This window comes from Candidatus Methylomirabilota bacterium (genome assembly GCA_035315345.1).
Lineage (GTDB): Bacteria > Methylomirabilota > Methylomirabilia > Rokubacteriales > CSP1-6 > CAMLFJ01.
Genome location: DATFYA010000225.1, coordinates 1 through 15,106, shown reverse-complemented (window position 1 = coordinate 15,106; position 15,106 = coordinate 1). Strand labels below are relative to the sequence as shown.

The 15,106-nt window shown below is 72.8% G+C and carries 15 protein-coding genes; 11 read left to right on the top strand and 4 right to left on the bottom strand.

All coding sequences use genetic code 11. From position 1 onward, the window contains the following. Positions 1 to 5: 5 nt before the first annotated feature. Entirely contained in the window at positions 6 to 1,934 is a 1,929-nt protein-coding gene (locus VKN16_28420; protein ID HME98149.1) for a primary-amine oxidase, read from the bottom strand. Between the two features lie 14 nt (positions 1,935 to 1,948). Beyond that, positions 1,949 to 2,314, bottom strand: a complete 366-nt coding sequence (locus VKN16_28415; GenBank protein ID HME98148.1) for a YciI family protein — start codon at positions 2,312 to 2,314, stop codon at positions 1,949 to 1,951. A gap of 161 nt (positions 2,315 to 2,475) precedes the next feature. On the opposite strand from VKN16_28415, the gene VKN16_28410 reads away from it, so the two are divergent. The 7 genes from VKN16_28410 to VKN16_28380 all read left to right on the top strand — a co-directional run bounded on the left by VKN16_28410 (position 2,476) and on the right by VKN16_28380 (position 9,052). Continuing rightward, entirely contained in the window at positions 2,476 to 2,829 is a 354-nt protein-coding gene (locus VKN16_28410; protein HME98147.1) for a YciI family protein, read from the top strand. Continuing rightward, positions 2,826 to 3,182 carry a YciI family protein gene (locus tag VKN16_28405; protein ID HME98146.1) on the top strand — a complete coding sequence of 119 codons (357 nt, stop codon included), beginning with the start codon at positions 2,826 to 2,828 and terminating at the stop codon, positions 3,180 to 3,182. Before VKN16_28410 ends, VKN16_28405 begins: the two co-directional genes overlap by 4 nt. Before the next feature lie 18 nt (positions 3,183 to 3,200). Next, the gene (locus VKN16_28400) at positions 3,201 to 4,454 is read left to right on the top strand and encodes an RNA polymerase sigma factor (GenBank protein HME98145.1); all 1,254 of its coding nucleotides are present in this window, start codon (positions 3,201 to 3,203) and stop codon (positions 4,452 to 4,454) included. A 39-nt stretch (positions 4,455 to 4,493) separates the two neighbouring features. Continuing rightward, positions 4,494 to 5,696, top strand: coding sequence for a CoA transferase (locus VKN16_28395; protein ID HME98144.1), 1,203 nt, complete (start codon positions 4,494 to 4,496; stop codon positions 5,694 to 5,696). Between the two features lie 35 nt (positions 5,697 to 5,731). Continuing rightward, complete coding sequence (locus VKN16_28390; GenBank protein HME98143.1) at positions 5,732 to 7,276, top strand: acetolactate synthase large subunit; 1,545 nt, start codon at positions 5,732 to 5,734, stop codon at positions 7,274 to 7,276. Further along, the gene (locus VKN16_28385) at positions 7,273 to 7,656 is read left to right on the top strand and encodes a RidA family protein (GenBank protein ID HME98142.1); all 384 of its coding nucleotides are present in this window, start codon (positions 7,273 to 7,275) and stop codon (positions 7,654 to 7,656) included. Before VKN16_28390 ends, VKN16_28385 begins: the two co-directional genes overlap by 4 nt. A 64-nt stretch (positions 7,657 to 7,720) precedes the next feature. Beyond that, positions 7,721 to 9,052: an adenylate/guanylate cyclase domain-containing protein gene (locus VKN16_28380; GenBank protein HME98141.1), complete on the top strand. Its 1,332-nt coding sequence runs from the start codon at positions 7,721 to 7,723 to the stop codon at positions 9,050 to 9,052. Between the two features lie 55 nt (positions 9,053 to 9,107). Here VKN16_28380 and VKN16_28375 read toward each other — a convergent pair whose 3' ends face one another. Both VKN16_28375 and VKN16_28370 read right to left on the bottom strand, forming a co-directional pair. Beyond that, positions 9,108 to 10,355 (bottom strand): MFS transporter, encoded by a 1,248-nt coding sequence (locus VKN16_28375; protein ID HME98140.1) that lies wholly within the window; start codon positions 10,353 to 10,355, stop codon positions 9,108 to 9,110. A gap of 11 nt (positions 10,356 to 10,366) precedes the next feature. Continuing rightward, positions 10,367 to 11,251 carry a 5'-3' exonuclease H3TH domain-containing protein gene (locus VKN16_28370; protein ID HME98139.1) on the bottom strand — a complete coding sequence of 295 codons (885 nt, stop codon included), beginning with the start codon at positions 11,249 to 11,251 and terminating at the stop codon, positions 10,367 to 10,369. A 53-nt stretch (positions 11,252 to 11,304) separates the two neighbouring features. On the opposite strand from VKN16_28370, the gene VKN16_28365 reads away from it, so the two are divergent. From VKN16_28365 to VKN16_28350, 4 genes are all read left to right on the top strand, one after another. Next, positions 11,305 to 12,186 carry an LLM class flavin-dependent oxidoreductase gene (locus tag VKN16_28365; GenBank protein ID HME98138.1) on the top strand — a complete coding sequence of 294 codons (882 nt, stop codon included), beginning with the start codon at positions 11,305 to 11,307 and terminating at the stop codon, positions 12,184 to 12,186. 169 nt (positions 12,187 to 12,355) lie between these two features. Continuing rightward, the gene (locus VKN16_28360; protein ID HME98137.1) at positions 12,356 to 13,465 is read left to right on the top strand and encodes a hypothetical protein; all 1,110 of its coding nucleotides are present in this window, start codon (positions 12,356 to 12,358) and stop codon (positions 13,463 to 13,465) included. A gap of 96 nt (positions 13,466 to 13,561) precedes the next feature. Further along, complete coding sequence (locus VKN16_28355; GenBank protein ID HME98136.1) at positions 13,562 to 14,689, top strand: zf-HC2 domain-containing protein; 1,128 nt, start codon at positions 13,562 to 13,564, stop codon at positions 14,687 to 14,689. Positions 14,690 to 14,707: 18 nt separating this feature from the next. After that, the gene (locus VKN16_28350) at positions 14,708 to 15,106 is read left to right on the top strand and encodes a cupin domain-containing protein (protein HME98135.1); all 399 of its coding nucleotides are present in this window, start codon (positions 14,708 to 14,710) and stop codon (positions 15,104 to 15,106) included.

The following is a 15,106-nucleotide window of genomic DNA, read 5'->3' as shown; positions in this document are numbered from 1 at the left end:
CCGGCTCACCGCTCCGGGCAGCACTCGCCGTGCCGCGTCGGCCGCGGGACGTCGAGTCCGGGATTGCGATCGAAGAAGCCCGACGGCTTGAGCGTGAAGCCGATGGGCACCACCGGCATCACCGGCCAGTCCTCGGGACGGACCACGTGGTGCGCCCCGAAGGTGTACCAGACCACCACGTCGGTGTTCTCCAGCGGCGCATCGTCCTGCACGTAGCTCGGCAGGCCGGCGCCTCCCGGGTGCTGGTTCGGGTATTCCCCCGCCGCGTAGCGCTCGCGCGGATCGTAGCGGGTGACCCACAGATGCCGCGTCATGAATCCGGCGCGGCGGGTGACCGAGGCGTCGGGCCCCGCGAACGGGCGCACGTTCTCGCCGGGCATCAGCTTGTAGCCGACCGGCTCGCCCATCCGGTTGCGCGCCGAGGGGTTCACGATCTTCCAGAAGCGCCCGGCGAGCGGATCCGCCAGCCGCTGGGCCGAGGCTTCCGACGACAGCAGCGTGGCCTCCGCGTGGAAGGCGTTGTGGTGCGGGTTGTCGGGGCCGGGCGGATCGGCCACCGTGTTGATCTCGTAGACCGAGTTGTCGGGTCCGTCCACCATCATGTCGAGGCGGGCGCAGAAGAAGTGCTGGTGGATCGGTCCGTACACACCGGGGGCGACCATCTCGCCCCAGCGCGGCCGGTCACCGGGCCGCTCGGCGCCGTTGGAGATGACGCCGGTGAGCTTGACCTCGAGCTGGATGGCCCCGTCCTGGCCGAAGTACCAGTAGAAGCCGTACTCGTAGTTGCCGACGGTGGAGATGGACGAGACGACCAGCCGCCGGGCGCGCCGCACCTCGGTCGTGCCCAGTCGCCAGTCGAAGTGCTTCCAGAGGATGCCGGCGTCCTCCTCGTGGATGCAGATCGCGTTCGGCAGCGGGACCGCGCGCCCGCGGCTGTCGTTCACCACCGCGTCGAGATAGCGGATCTCGCCCAGGCAGTCGCACCCGTTCTCGAGCGCGTTGGCCAGGGTGCCGATGCCGTACTCGCCCACGTCGAAGGCGTTGCGGTGGAAGTAGGTCGGCCGCGGGTCGCCGTAGGGCACCACCATGTCCGCGACCGAGGCGCGATAGAGCACGGGACGCTCCCGGCCGCCGTCCTCGTAGGTGACGGTGTGGAGCACGAGGCCTTCGCGGGGCGTGAATCCGATCCGCATGCGCCACTTCTGCCAGCTCAGCTCGTGGCCCTCCAGCGCGAAGCTCGGGCCTTCGGGCTGACGGATCTCGATCGGCTTGAGCCCGGTGCGGAGGCCCGCGGCTTCCGGGGAGTAGCCGGCGTCCTCGGGAGGCAGCGGAATCACCCCGCCGTCCACGACCTCGAGCACGGTCATCGCGTTGAGGTCCACCACCGTGAGCAGGTTCGCCACCGGCCGCGCGTAGCCGTTGTCCTGCGGATGGCGCCGCACCCAGGTGAGCGCGCGCACCAGCCGCCGGCCCTCGTCGGCCGGGAAGCCGAAGTGGCCCGCCGACCAGCTGTCCACCATGGCCAGGCTCAGGTCGGTGACGCCGCGCTTGCGCATGGCCTCCTGCCAGCGTGGGTCGGCACGCACCGCGGCCTCGCAGTCCACGAACTCGTCGAGGACGATCGCGGGCTGGGCGCCGGGCACGTGCTCCCACGAGACCACGCGGCCGTCGGACAGCGAGACGGTGGCCTCGTAGGTCTTGCCCTCGGCGCGGTCCACCACCACCACGCAGGCGGTCCGCTCCACCGCGTCGCCGGGCCGATGACCCAGCACGACCTTCTTGGCCGGCTCGTGCAGCATGGAGAAGATCACGCGCACGCGCGGGCCCAGCGCGCGCGCCTCGCGCAGGATCTCCCACGCCCGCTCGATCTCGGAGGCGCTCAAGGGGTCGAGCGGATGGGTGGGTCGCGTGGTCTCGACGGTGGACGATGCCATGCCGGGTCTCCTGTCTACCGTGTCGGAGGCAGCTCGCGAATGGCGCGGATCTCGATCGAGTGGCCGCCCACCCGCAGCAGTGGGTGATCGAGCGCGATGGCCCGCGCCTCGTCCAGGCTCGGCGCGTCCACGATGGTATAGCCGCCCAGCTGCTCCTTGGTCTCCGCGAACGGGCCGTCGGTCGCGACCGGCTTGCCGTTCCGCATCCGCACCGTGGTGGCGGTGCCCGCGGGCAGCAGCGGGTCGCCGGCCAGGAAGATGCCGCGCGCCCGCAGGTCCTCGGAGCGGTCGACCGCCTGCTGCCGGATCGCCGCGCGCTCCTCCTCGGGCTTGCCGTTCCACCACTGCTCGTCCCGGTACATCAGCAGCATGTAGCGCATCAGCGCAGCCTATCATTCCCGCGGGCGGCCTGCAGGAGATGGAGCCGGCCGCCCCGGACGACACGGGCCGGCCGGGCCGGAGGCGGCGGGCCTGTCGATTCCGCGCTTCCGGAACGACCAGGTATGACCGTACCCATCCGATCCGCCGCGAGGAGACGCCCATGAGGTACATCTGCCTGGTCTATCTTGTCGAGAAGGAGATGGACGCCATGACCAAGACGCAGGCCGACACCTGCACCGAGGAGAGCCTCGCCTACGACGCCGCGCTGCGGAAGACCGGGCATCTGATCGCGGCCCACGCGCTCCAGCCGGTGGCGGCGGCCACCACCATCCGCGTGCGCAACGGCAAGCTGTCCACCACCGACGGCCCCTTCGCCGAGACCAAGGAGCAGCTGGGCGGGTTCCTGCTCATCGAGGCCCGCGACCTCAACGAGGCGCTGCAGGTGGCCTCGCGGATTCCCATGGCGAGCCGCGGCAGCATCGAGGTTCGCCCCATCAAGGAGATCGCGCGATGAAGTTCCTCTTCACGATCTTTCACGACGAGCAAACGCTGGACGACATGCCGGAGCCGGAGATGCAGGCGCTGGTGGACGCGGCCCTCGACTACGACGAGGAGATCCGGCGCAGCGGCCACTACATCGTCTCGAATGCCTTGCAGCGCGCGCGGACCGCCCGGACCCTGCGGGTGCGCGGGGGCAAGGTCTCCGTCACCGACGGGCCCTTCGCGGAGACCAAGGAGCAGCTCGGTGGCTTCTTCCTCATCGAGGCCCGGGACATGGACGAGGCGTGCGCGGTGGCCGCCCGCTTTCCGCCCGCGCGCATCGGGATCATCGAGGTGCGGCCGGTCCTCGAGCTGCGGCATTCCTAGCCGCGCCGGCGCGCCGTCGTGACCGAGGACTCGGCCGACCGCGCCCGCGAGGCCGTCGACGCGGTCTATCGCGCCGACGGCCGCCGCGTGCTGGCCACCCTGATCCGCCTCCTCGGCGACTTCGACCTCGCCGAGGAGGCGCTGCACGAGGCCTTCGCCGCCGCGGTGGAGCAGTGGCCGCGCGAGGGCACGCCCGCCAACCCGCGGGCCTGGCTGGTCTCGGCGGGCCGCTTCAAGGCCATCGACGCCATGCGCCGCCGCGCGCGGTTCGACGCCTCCCAGGCCGAGCTGGCCGAGCGGCTGGAGGCGCAGACCGCGGTCCCCCGGCCGGGCGAGGCCGAGGACATCGAGGACGACCGGCTGCGCTTGATCTTCACCTGCTGTCATCCCGCCTTGACACCGGACGCCCAGGTGGCCCTCACCCTGCGGGAAGTCTGCGGCCTCACCACCGAGGAGATCGCGCGCGCGTTCCTCACCGCCCCGCCCACGCTGGCCCAGCGCATCGTCCGCGCCAAGGCGAAGATCCGCGACGCGCGCATTCCCTACGAGGTGCCGGCGCGGACCGAGCTGCCGGAGCGGCTCGACACCGTCCTGCACGTGATCTACCTGGTCTTCAACGAGGGCTACTCGGCCTCGTCGGGCGAGTCGCTGACCCGGGCCGATCTCTCCGGTGAGGCGATCCGCCTCGGGCGCCTGCTGGTCGACCTGCTGCCGGAGCCCGAGGCCATGGGCCTGCTCGCCTTGATGCTGCTGCACGAGTCGCGGCGCCCCGCGCGGACTTCGCCGGCCGGCGAGGTGGTCCTCCTGGACGACCAGGACCGCGCGCTGTGGAATCGCGGGCAGATCGACGAGGGCGCGCGGCTGGTGGAGCGCGCGCTCGCGTCGCGCCGGATCGGCCCGTACACGCTGCAGGCCGCGATCGCGGGCGTGCACGCGGCCGCCCCCACCGCCGCCGACACCGACTGGGCGCAGATCGTCGGGCTGTACGACGTGCTCGTGCGCGCCGAGCCGTCGCCGGTGGTCGAGCTCAATCGCGCGGCCGCGGTGGCGATGCGCGACGGGTCCACCGCCGGCCTGGCCCTGATCGACGCGATCCTCGCGCGCGGCGACCTCGCCGACTACCCCCTCGCCCACTCGGCGCGAGCCGAGCTGTGCCGCCGGCTCGGGCGGACCGCGGACGCGCGCGCATCCTACGCGCGCGCGCTCGCGCTGACGCGGCAGGAGCCCCAGCGCCGCTTCCTCGAGCGACGGCTGGCCGAACTGCTGGACTGAGCCGGAGCGATCTGGCAGGATCGCCCGGAGAGCCGACCGATGCGCATGCCGCTCGAAGACGTGAAGGTCCTGGATCTGAGCCACGCCCTCGCCGGCCCCTTCTGCTCCACCATGCTGGGCGACTTCGGCGCGGACGTCATCAAGCTCGAGCCGAAGGGGGCCGGTGACATCTCCCGCGCCTGGGGGCCGCCGCTGCCGGGCGGCGAGACGTCCTACTTCGTGAGCCTGCACCGCAACAAGAAGGGCATCGAGGTCGACCTCAAGCATCCGGAAGGCAAGAGTCTCTTCTTTCAGCTGATGGAGCGATGCGACGTGGTGCTCGAGAACTACCGCGTCGGCGCGCTGAACCGGCTCGGCCTCGGTTACGAGGCCGCCAAGGCCCGCAATCCCGGCATCATCTATTGCTCGGTCTCCGGCTTCGGCCAGGACGGGCCCTACCGCGATCGCGCCGCCCTCGACCTTATCGTGCAATCCGAGAGCGGAATGATCAGCACCACCGGGGAGCCGGGCGGCCACGGCGTGCGCTGCGGCGTCTCGATCGCCGACATGACCGCCGGCATGTACGCCGCGTTCGGCATCATGCTGGCCTTGCGCGTGAAGGAGCGGACGGGCCGCGGCCAGGCCATCGACGTCTCCATGCTGGAGGGCCAGCTCTCGCTGCTCGGTAGCATGATCGGCGCGTACTTCGCGGACGGGGAAGTGCCGCTCCCGATGGGCACGGCCTACAAGGCGCTCCTGCCCTACCAGACCTTCCGCACGAAGACGCGCGACCTCGCCCTGGCCGTCGGCAGCGAGAAGCTGTGGAAGGTGTTCTGTCCGGCCATCGGCTGCCCGGAGCTGACCGACGATCCGCGCTATCGCACCAACGCCGACCGCGCCCGCAACCGCGACACCCTGATCGCCCGGCTGCAGGCGGTGTTCCTGACGCGCCCCTACGAAGAGTGGGAGCCGCTGCTGCTCGCCCAGGGCATCCCGATGGGGGCGATCAACAGCATCCCGCAGGTCGTCGAGCACCCGCAGGTGATCGCGCGCGGGACGCTGGTCGAGACGACGCATCCCCGCGCGGGGACGGTGCGCATGGTCGGCGCGCCGGTGCGTCTGTCCGAGACCCCGGGCGCGGTGCGCACGCCCGCGCCGATGCTCGGCGAGCACACCGACGCGGTGCTGCGCGAGCTGCTGGGCCTCGACCACCGGGCCATCGCGGCGCTTCGCGAGGCCGGCGCGATCGGTCCGAAGCGCTGAGCGCCGTCCCACCACCCGAGACCGAGGAGACCACGATGAACGGTGCCGAGAGCCTGGCGCGGACGCTGGTGGCCGGCGGAGTCAACGTGTGCTTCACCAACCCCGGCACGTCGGAGATGCACTTCGTGGCCGCGCTGGACAAGGTCGACGGCATCCGGTGCGTGCTCGGCCTCTTCGAGGGCGTGGTCACCGGCGCCGCCGACGGCTACTGGCGCATGGCGGAGCGGCCGGCGGCGACCCTGCTGCACCTGGGGCCCGGTCTCGGCAACGGGCTCGCGAATCTGCACAACGCGCGCAAGGCCAGCTCCGGCATCGTCAACATCGTGGGCGAGCACGCGACCTACCACATCAAGCACGACGCGCCGCTGACCTCGGACATCGAGGGCATCGCGCGCCCGGTCTCGGGCTGGGTGCGCACCTCGCCGAGCGCGCGCGCCGTCGCGGCCGACGGCGCCGCCGCCATCGCGGCGGCCCGCACCGCGCCCGGCCAGGTCGCCACCCTGATCCTCCCCGCCGACACCGCATGGAACGAGGCCGACGGCGTCGCGCCGGCGCCCGCGGTGGCGCCGCCGGCTCCGGTCGGCGCCGAGACGATCGAGCGCTGCGCGGCCGCACTCCGCACCGGCGAGCCCGCGATGCTCATGCTGACCGGCCTGGCCGTGCGCGAGCGTGGGCTCGCCCTGGCCGGGCGCATCGCCAGCGCCACCGGCGCGCGGCTCATCGCGCAGGGCTCGAACGCGCGCATCCAGCGTGGAGCCGGCCGCGTGCCGATCGAGCGCCTCCCCTATCCGGTGGACCAGGCGCTGGCCGTGCTGAAGGACGTCCGCCACCTGATCCTCGTCGGCGCCAAGGCGCCGGTGGCGTTCTTCGCCTACCCGGACAAGCCGAGCGTGCTCACGCCCGACGGCTGCCAGATCCACCGGCTCTCGACGCTCGCCGAGGACTCGATCGGGGCGCTCGAGGCGCTGGCCGAGGCGGTGGGCGCGAAGAAGAACGGCGAGGTGGTGCAGCAGCCGGGCCGCCCCGCGCCACCTACCGGCGCGCTCACCCCCGATACCCTGGCCGCCGCGCTCGGTGCGCTGCTGCCCGAGGGCGCCATCGTCGCCGACGAGTCGGTGACCAGCGGCCGCGGCTTCTTCAAGGCGACCGCGGGCGCGCCGCCGCACGACTGGATGAACAACATGGGCGGCTCCATCGGCCTGGGCCTGCCGCTGGCCACCGGCGCCGCGGTCGCCTGCCCTGATCGAAAAGTCATCTGCCTGGAGGGCGACGGCAGCGGCATGTACACGCTGCAGGCGCTCTGGACGCAGGCCCGCGAGGGCCTCGACGTCACCACCGTGATCTTCGCCAACCGCACCTACGCCATCCTGCGCCACGAGCTGTCCGGCGTGCGGGCGGGAACCCCGGGTCCCAAGGCGGCCGACATGCTCGACATCGGCCGGCCCGACCTCGACTGGGTGGCGATGGCGCGCGGCATGGGCGTGCCGGCCGGCCGCGCCACGACCGCCGAGGAGTTCAGCAAGCAATTCGCGGCCGGGCTCGCCACGCCCGGCCCGTACCTCGTGGAGGCCGTCCTGTGAAGAAAGAGATCGTGCGCGTCGCGGTGGAGCGTCCCAATCCGAACCTGTCGCTCGCCACGAAGTTCGGCAACCTCGTGTTCGTGTCGGGCCAGACCGGCCGGCATCCGACGACCGGCGAGGTGGGGAAGGACATCCGGGAGCAGACCCGCAACACGCTCGAGCGGATCCGGGTGATCCTGACCGCCGCGGGAACCTCGCTGGACCAGGTGCTGAGCGCGATGGTCCACCTCACCCGCCGCGACGACCTGGCCGCCTACAACGAGGAATACGCGAAGTACTTCCCGACCGACAAGCCGGCGCGCACCACCGTGACCGTGGCCTCGCTGAACTCGCCCGACCTGCTGATCGAGATCACGGTCGTCGCGGGCATCCCGGACTGAGGCGATCGAGCCTCGGGTTGACGGCCACCGCTGGCTTGGTCATATTGCGGGACACGAGGTCGGAATGCCGGTACCGCCCAAGACCCAGTACGCGAAGAGCGGCGATGTCCACGTCGCGTACCAGGTGACGGGCGCCGGACCGCTCGACCTCGTCTTCGTCCCAGGCTTCGTGTCGCACCTCGAGTACCAGTGGGAGCATCCGTGGTCGGCCCACTTCTTCGAACGGCTCGGATCCTTCTCGCGTCTGATCCGATTCGACAAACGCGGCACCGGGCTATCGGACCGGGTCGGCGGCATCCCGACGCTCGAGGAGCGCATGGACGACGTGCGTGCGGTCATGGACGCGGTGGGATCGGAGCGAGCCGCCCTCTTCGGAGCCTCGGAGGGCGGCCCGATGTCAGTGCTTTTCGCGGCGACCTATCCCGAGCGCACCTCGGCGCTCGTGCTGTATGGCTCGTATGCCCGCCGGTCCTGGGCGCCCGACCATGCCTGTGGACATACGGAGCAGGAATGGCAGGCGATGATCGATGCCATCGAGATGGGATGGGGCGAGGCTCGGAGCCCGGACCTCCGCGCCCCGAGCGCGGCCGACAACCAGAGCTACCGCCAGTGGTGGGCCACGTATCAACGTCTGGCTGCGAGCCCGGGCGCTGCGGTGGCGGTGATGCAGATGAACAAGGAGATCGACGTCCGGGCCATCCTGCCCGCCGTCCGCGTACCGACCCTCGTGCTCCATCGGGCTCAGGATCGGATGATCAGCGTCGAGCAGGCCCGCTACCTGGTCGAACACATCCCCGGAGCGAGGTTGGTCGAGCTCGCGGGGGCAGACCACGCGCCGTGGGTCGAGGATACCGGCACCCTCCTGGACGAGGTCGAGGAATTCCTGACGGGAGCGAGACGCGCGCCCGAGTCGGACCGCATTCTCGCTACGGTACTCTTCACCGACATCGTGGGCTCTACCGAGCGAGCGGCCGCGCTGGGGGACCGGCAGTGGCGCGACGTCCTCGGCACCTACTACGCGGTTGCGCGCCGGGAGCTCGCCCGCTTCCGGGGCCGTGAAGTGGACACGGCCGGCGACGGTATCTTCGCTACCTTCGATGGACCGGCGCGTGGGATCCGATGCGCGGCCAGCATCGCGAACAATGTAAAGACGTTGGGACTCGAAATCCGAGCCGGTCTCCACACCGGTGAGTGCGAAGTCATCGGGGAGAAGGTCGGCGGCATCGCCGTCCACATCGGCGCGCGCGTGGTCGCGGAGGCCCGGGCCGGGGAGATCCTCGTGTCCGGGACCGTGAAGGACCTGGTCGCGGGATCGGGCCTGTCGTTCGAGGAGCGTGGAGTACACACCCTCAAGGGCCTTCCGGGCACCTGGCCGCTCTACGCGGTCACCCCGTAAGCCGCCTCGCCGTCGCGGACACCTCGCTCGAGAACGTGATGGGCGCGATGGGCGGCTAGCGCTCGGTTCCCCGGCTCCACGCCACGCCGGCGCGGCGCCCGATCAGCACCAGGGCCGCCACCGCGACCAGGCCTGAGCCGCCGCCCAGCGCGCAGGCCGCGCGCACCCCGAGGCGCTCGGCGAGCGCGCCGATCAGCAGCGAGCCGAACGGGGTCATGCCCGCGTTGGCGAGCGCGTAGAGACCCATCACCCGCCCGCGCAGCGCATCCGGGGTGTCCAGCTGCAGCGTGGTGTTGCAGCCGGTGGAGAAGACGATCTGACAGCCGCCGAGGATAACCAGCAGCGCCGCGGCCGCCGCGAAGTGTGAGACCAGGCCCAGCGTGGCGGTGCCCGCGCTGAGGATCGCGGCGGCCGCGGCGAGCGACCAGAGCGCCGGACGCCCGCGACGGAAGAGCGTCAGCGTGATCCCGGCGGCCACCGCGCCGGCGCCGAGCGAGGACATCAGCAGGCCGAAGCCGTGCGCGCCCTCGCCGAGCACGTCGCGGGCGATCAGCGGCACCACCACGTTGAAGTTCAGCACCAGGATGCTGACCGCCACCACCATCGAGAGGGTGAAGGCGGCCGACGGCGTCCTCGCCGCGTAATCGAGCGCGCCCCAGATCCCCTGGCGAATGCCGAGCCGCCCGGCCGGATGGGGATCGCCCGGCGTGCGGGTGGCCAGCAGCGCACCCAGGACCGCGACGAAGCTGAGCCCGTTGAGGCAGAAGGCCCAGCCCACGCCGAACCGCGCGATGAGCAGGCCCGCCACCGCGGGGCCCACGATGCGCGCGCCGTTGAAGACCACCGAGTTCAACGCCACCGCGTTGGCGAGATCGGCCCGGCCCACCAGGTCGGTGATGTAGGACTGGCGCGCCGGGATGTCGACCGCGCGTCCCAGGCCGTAGATCAGGGCGAGGGTCGCCACGTGCCAGTAGCGTACCTGCCCGCTCCACACGAGCGCGGCCAGCACGAAGGCCTGCACCATCATCGCGGCCTGGGTCACCAGGATGATGCGCCGTTTGGGGAAGCGATCGCTGAGCGCGCCGCCCACCGGCGAGAGGAGGAGGATCGGCGTGAACTGCAGCGCGGTCACCACGCCGAGGTGGAACGGGGAGCCGGTCAGCTCCAGCACGAGCCAGGCCTGTCCCACGCTCTGCATCCAGGTGCCGATCAGCGAGACGAGCTGGCCGCTCCAGAACAGCCGGAAGTCACGGTGACGGAGCGCGGCGAGCCGAGCCGGTACCGGCCGCGCGAGCGCGTTCACCGCGGCGCGGCTCAGGGGGCGCGGTCCGCGGCCAGCGCGGCCGCGCGCTCGTGGAGCGCGGGCGTGCCGAGCCGCCCGGCCCACGATGGAAAATCCGGGCGCGGCCCCGTCCACCGCAAGGCATCCACGTCCGCGTCGATCGGCGCGTCGGCGCGCAGGGTCGCGAGCGTGCGGAACAGGAGCGCGTGCTCGCGCTGCTCGGCGAGGGTCGCGGCCAGCCGTGCGGCGCCGCGCACGGAGATTTCCCAGTCACCGGGGCGCTCGGGGATGCCCTCGAGGTGCCGGTAGCGGGCGAGCACCGCGGAGGCGGAAGTGGCACCCCAGCCGGGCAGCCCCGGGTAGCCGTCGGCGGCGTCACCGACCAGGGCGAGCCAGTCGGGGATGGACGCGGGGCGGACCCCGAACTTCTTCTCGACGCCCGACTCGTCGCGCGTCTCGTTGCGCCGCCGGTCGAGCTGGACGACGCGCTCGCCCCGCACGCACTGGGCGAGGTCCTTGTCGGGCGTGCAGATGATGACCTGGTCGACCCGGGAGTCGGCGGCGGACATCTGCGCCGCCGCGGCCAGCGCGTCATCGGCCTCGAGCTCGACCATCGCCCACACCGTGACGCCGAGCGACCGCAGCGCCTCCTCCAGCGGCTCGAACTGGGCGCGGAGGACAGGATCGATGCCCTCGCCCGTCTTGTAGCCGGGCCAGAGCCCGTTCCGGAACGACTCGATCACGTGATCGGTCGCGACGCCGACGTGGGTCGCGCCGCCCTCGAGCATCCAGAGGATCGAGCCCACCACGCCGCGGACTGCGCGCAGCTCGGGCGGCGCGCCCCGGTCGAAGGCGGCGGCCGGCGAGAGGAAGTAGCGGAACAGCTCGTACGTGCCGTCGACCAGGTGCACGATCATCCCGGCAACGATACGCCAGCACGCGGGGCGAACGCGGTAGAATCCATCGCACCATGAAGATCCGCATCGGGGTGGGAGCCGGGGGCGCGGCGCCGACGACCGAGGCGTTCGCCGAGCTGGTGGACGGGCTCGAGACGCTTGGGTTCGACTCGCTGTGGCTCTCGGAAGTGCTGACCGGGCCGGTGGTCGACCCGCTGGTGGGCCTGGCGTGGGCCGCCGCGATCCGCCCGCAGCTGAAGATCGGCACGACCGCGCTGCTGCCCGGACGCAACGTGCTGAGGCTCGCGAAGCAGCTGGCGAGTCTGGACCGGCTCTCGGGCGGTCGACTGCTCGTCACCCTGGTGCCCGGATTGACCTACGCGCCCGAGCGCGACGCGATCGGCGTCGAGCCGAAGCAGCGCGGCGCGTTCATCGACGAGGCGCTCCCGCTGCTGCGGCGCCTGTGGGCGGGCGAGACGGTGGATCACGACGGGCCGGCCGGGCGCTTCACGGACGTCCGCCTCGCTCCGCTGCCGGTGCAGCAACCGCTCGAGGTCTGGCTCGGCGGCACCGCGCCGGCCGCGCTCCAGCGCTGCGGCCGGCTGTCCGACGGCTGGCTGCCCTCGCTCTGCACGCCGGCGGAAGCGGCGGCGGGGCGCGAGGTGATCGAGGCGGCGGCCGCGCGCGCCTCCCGCTCGATCAGCCCCGAGCACTTCGGCATGAGTATCGGTTACGCGAGCGCGCCGCTCGACGACGCGGCGGCCCGGGCGCTGGCCGCCCGCCGGCCGCGCGCGCTCGAGTTGACGCCGGTGGGCTATCCCGCCCTCCGCGCCACCATCGAGCAGTTCATCGCGGTGGGATTCTCGAAGTTCGTGGTGCGCCCGGTGATCGCGCCACGCTCGTGGCGGGTCGAGCTGGAGGCCCTCGCCGACGCGGTGGGCGACCTGCAGACCTGATTGCGTAAGGGCAGCTTCGGCTTCCGCCCCGATCGCCTCGGTTGCTCACCGCGAAATCTCCTGCGCTTACACGGGGGGTGCTTGACCACGCTCGCCGTCTCGCTCTACGCTCGTCCTCAGGCTGAGACACCCGTTCCCGACACGCCGCGGCACCGGTAGAGGTACCACGATGAACTGCGAAGATGCCCACGAGCTGGCTGCCGCCTCATCCCGCAACATCGGCCTCACCGAGCTGGCCCTGGTCGAAGCGCATCTCAGACAGTGCGCCGCGTGCCGGGAGGCCTCACGGGACCACCAGACTCCGCCGCCCCCCGAACGCGCCGCGTCGCTGGCCGTCGTGCGCGTGCGCCTCGGTGCGCTGCGCGCGTCGGGGCCGGCGCTCAGCGCCCGGGCCGGCGCCGTCGCCGGTGACGCGGCCCGCCACGGCGCGGCGCTCTTCGCGCGCGCCCGGACCGCGCTCGCCGAGACCGCGCGAGCCGGCGCGGGCGCGCTCCGCGTGACGCCCGGCCTGCGCGCTCGCGTCGGCGGCCTGCGCGCTCGCGTCGGCGGCCTGCGCGTCCGGCTCGCCGCATTGCCGACACCGCGGCGGCCGGCCGTCCGCCTGGTGTGGCTCGGGGTCCTCGCGACGCTGGCGGTCTATGCCGGTCACTCCGCGCTCCGGCCGCGTGCCCCGGGCCCGATCGGCACGGGGACGGACGCGCGGCTCGCGCCGCCGGCGCTCGTGGAATCTCCGGCGCCATCGCCCGCGCGGCTCGACGTCAAGGCCGCGCCGCCCGCCACGATCGAGAGCAGCACGCCCGCGGTGCCCGAGCGCACCGGGCCGGCCGAGCTGGAGAGCGGGGTCGCCCTCGCCGCCCTCAGCGTCAGCCGACCGGAGCCCGAGGTGCGGCGCGCGCCCGCCCCGCCGGCGCCCCCGAGCACGCCCATCCAGAAGCCCGAGCCGGCCAGGGCCCCGCTGTCGGCGCCGAAGCGGGCGGAGACGGCCAGCCCGGACCTGGCCCCGCGGCGTCCGCCCACGCTGGCGCACGTCGCGGGACAGCTGTCGGTGAAGAACCGGGGCGTGGCCGAGCGCGATCTCACGGCGCTGCTGGCGCGGACGGGCGGCAGCCTGGTGGGCACGGACCGGGCCGGCGCGGTCATGTTCCTGGACGCGGTGGTCCCGCAGTCCGGTTACGAGGAATTCACCCGCGGGCTGGCCCGGATCGGCGCGTGGCGCGTCGAGGCCGAGCGGTCGCGACTTCCGGAGGACGTGCATCTGACCATTCGCGTAGGCGGATGACCCCGGACGGGGTCTTCACACCTGCCTTGACGTGGCCCTCATGACCCACTAAGCTCGGCAAGTTCGCCATACCGAAGCGCTGAAGAGGCTGCTGCCATGAACTGTCACGAGATCCTCCCGCTGATTCCCCCGGTCGCTCGCGGCGAGACCAGCCTGACCGAATGGGCTCTCGTCGAAACTCACCTGAAGCAGTGCTCCGACTGTCAAGCCGAGCGGGACCGCCTGGACCGTGAGCGGCATTCCCTGCTGAATCCGATCTGGTCGCGGACGCTCTCCATCTCGAGCGGGCTGACCGAGCCCGTCGGCCACGCCGCCGCCCTCTCCGTCCTGCCCGATCGCGTCGAACCGAGGCTGCGCCTGCCGGTGACGGGAGCCGTCGCCGCGGCGGGGCGCGCCGCCGGCGCCGCGCGCGCGTGGGCCGCCGCGGCCTCGTCCGGGACGCGCGCGGCCTCGCAATCGCTCGTGGCGCGGGGTGCCACACTTCGAGAGCGCGCCGCGCACGACGCGGCCGCCTTGCGCGCCGGCTCCCACGCCGTCGTCACCGGCATCGGCCGCCTGCGGCCCGCGCTGGCGAGCGCCCACGCGCGTGTCCGGCGGGGCGCCCAGGACGGCGTCGAGCGCGCCCGCGCCGAGGTCGGCCGGGTCGCCGCGCACGCGCGCGCGCGGGCCGCGCGCGCCACCGCCGCATCGACCGCCGCGCTCGTCTCGTTCTCCCGCATCGGGTCGGTGCAGGTCGCGGGCATCGCGCTCGTGGTCGGTCTCCTCCTCTACGTGCTGCTGCCCACGCCGATCCTGCGACCGGATGCCGCGTCCGACGTCACGATGGCGCGTCGGGCGCCCGCTCGCCCCGAGCCGATCGACGGCGGGTCGCGGCGTGGATCGGAGCCGGCGCCACCGCGGCTCGCCGCGGCTCGGAGCGGGGCGATGGTGGCCACCACGTCGGCGCAGAGCCCACGCAGCGGCGGACCGCACGTGGTCGGACGGCTCACCGTCCAGGATCGCGGCGCGAGCGAGCAGGAGCTGACCGAATTGCTGACCCGCTCCGGCGGGGCCCGGATCGGCGGACGGCACGAGCTCTCCGCGACCACCGTCTACGCGGTGATCCCCAGCTCCCGCTACCGCACGTTCGTTCGCGGCCTGACCCAGATCGGGTCCTGGCAGGTGGAAGCCGAGCGGTCTCCCCTGCCCAGGGGCGTGCGCATGGCCATCCGCGTGGACGACTGACCGGGGAGCGGCGACGTCGTGATCCGCGCGGTCGACGTCGCCGCCGAGCTGGCCGGACTCATCCCGCTGCGCGACCGCCGCCCCGACACGCCCGCCGACGAGGTGCGCGCCGCGTTCTCGACGCTCCTGCCGTTCCGCGACGGCAGCATCTTCGCGGGCCGCTTCTCGGGCAACACCGCGTGGGAGCGGCACGGCACGGGCGACGAGCTGGTGCACGTCCTCGAGGGCGCGGCCACCCTCACGATCATGACCGAGGACGGGCCGCAGTCCATCCCGCTGTCTCAGGGCATGCTGATCGTCGTCCCGGAAGGGCGCTGGCATCGCTTCGAGGCGCCCGACGGCGTCACCGTCTTGAGCGCCACGCCGCAGCCGACCGAGCACACCACCGCCGCGGATCCCCGCGCGGCCGTCTCCTAG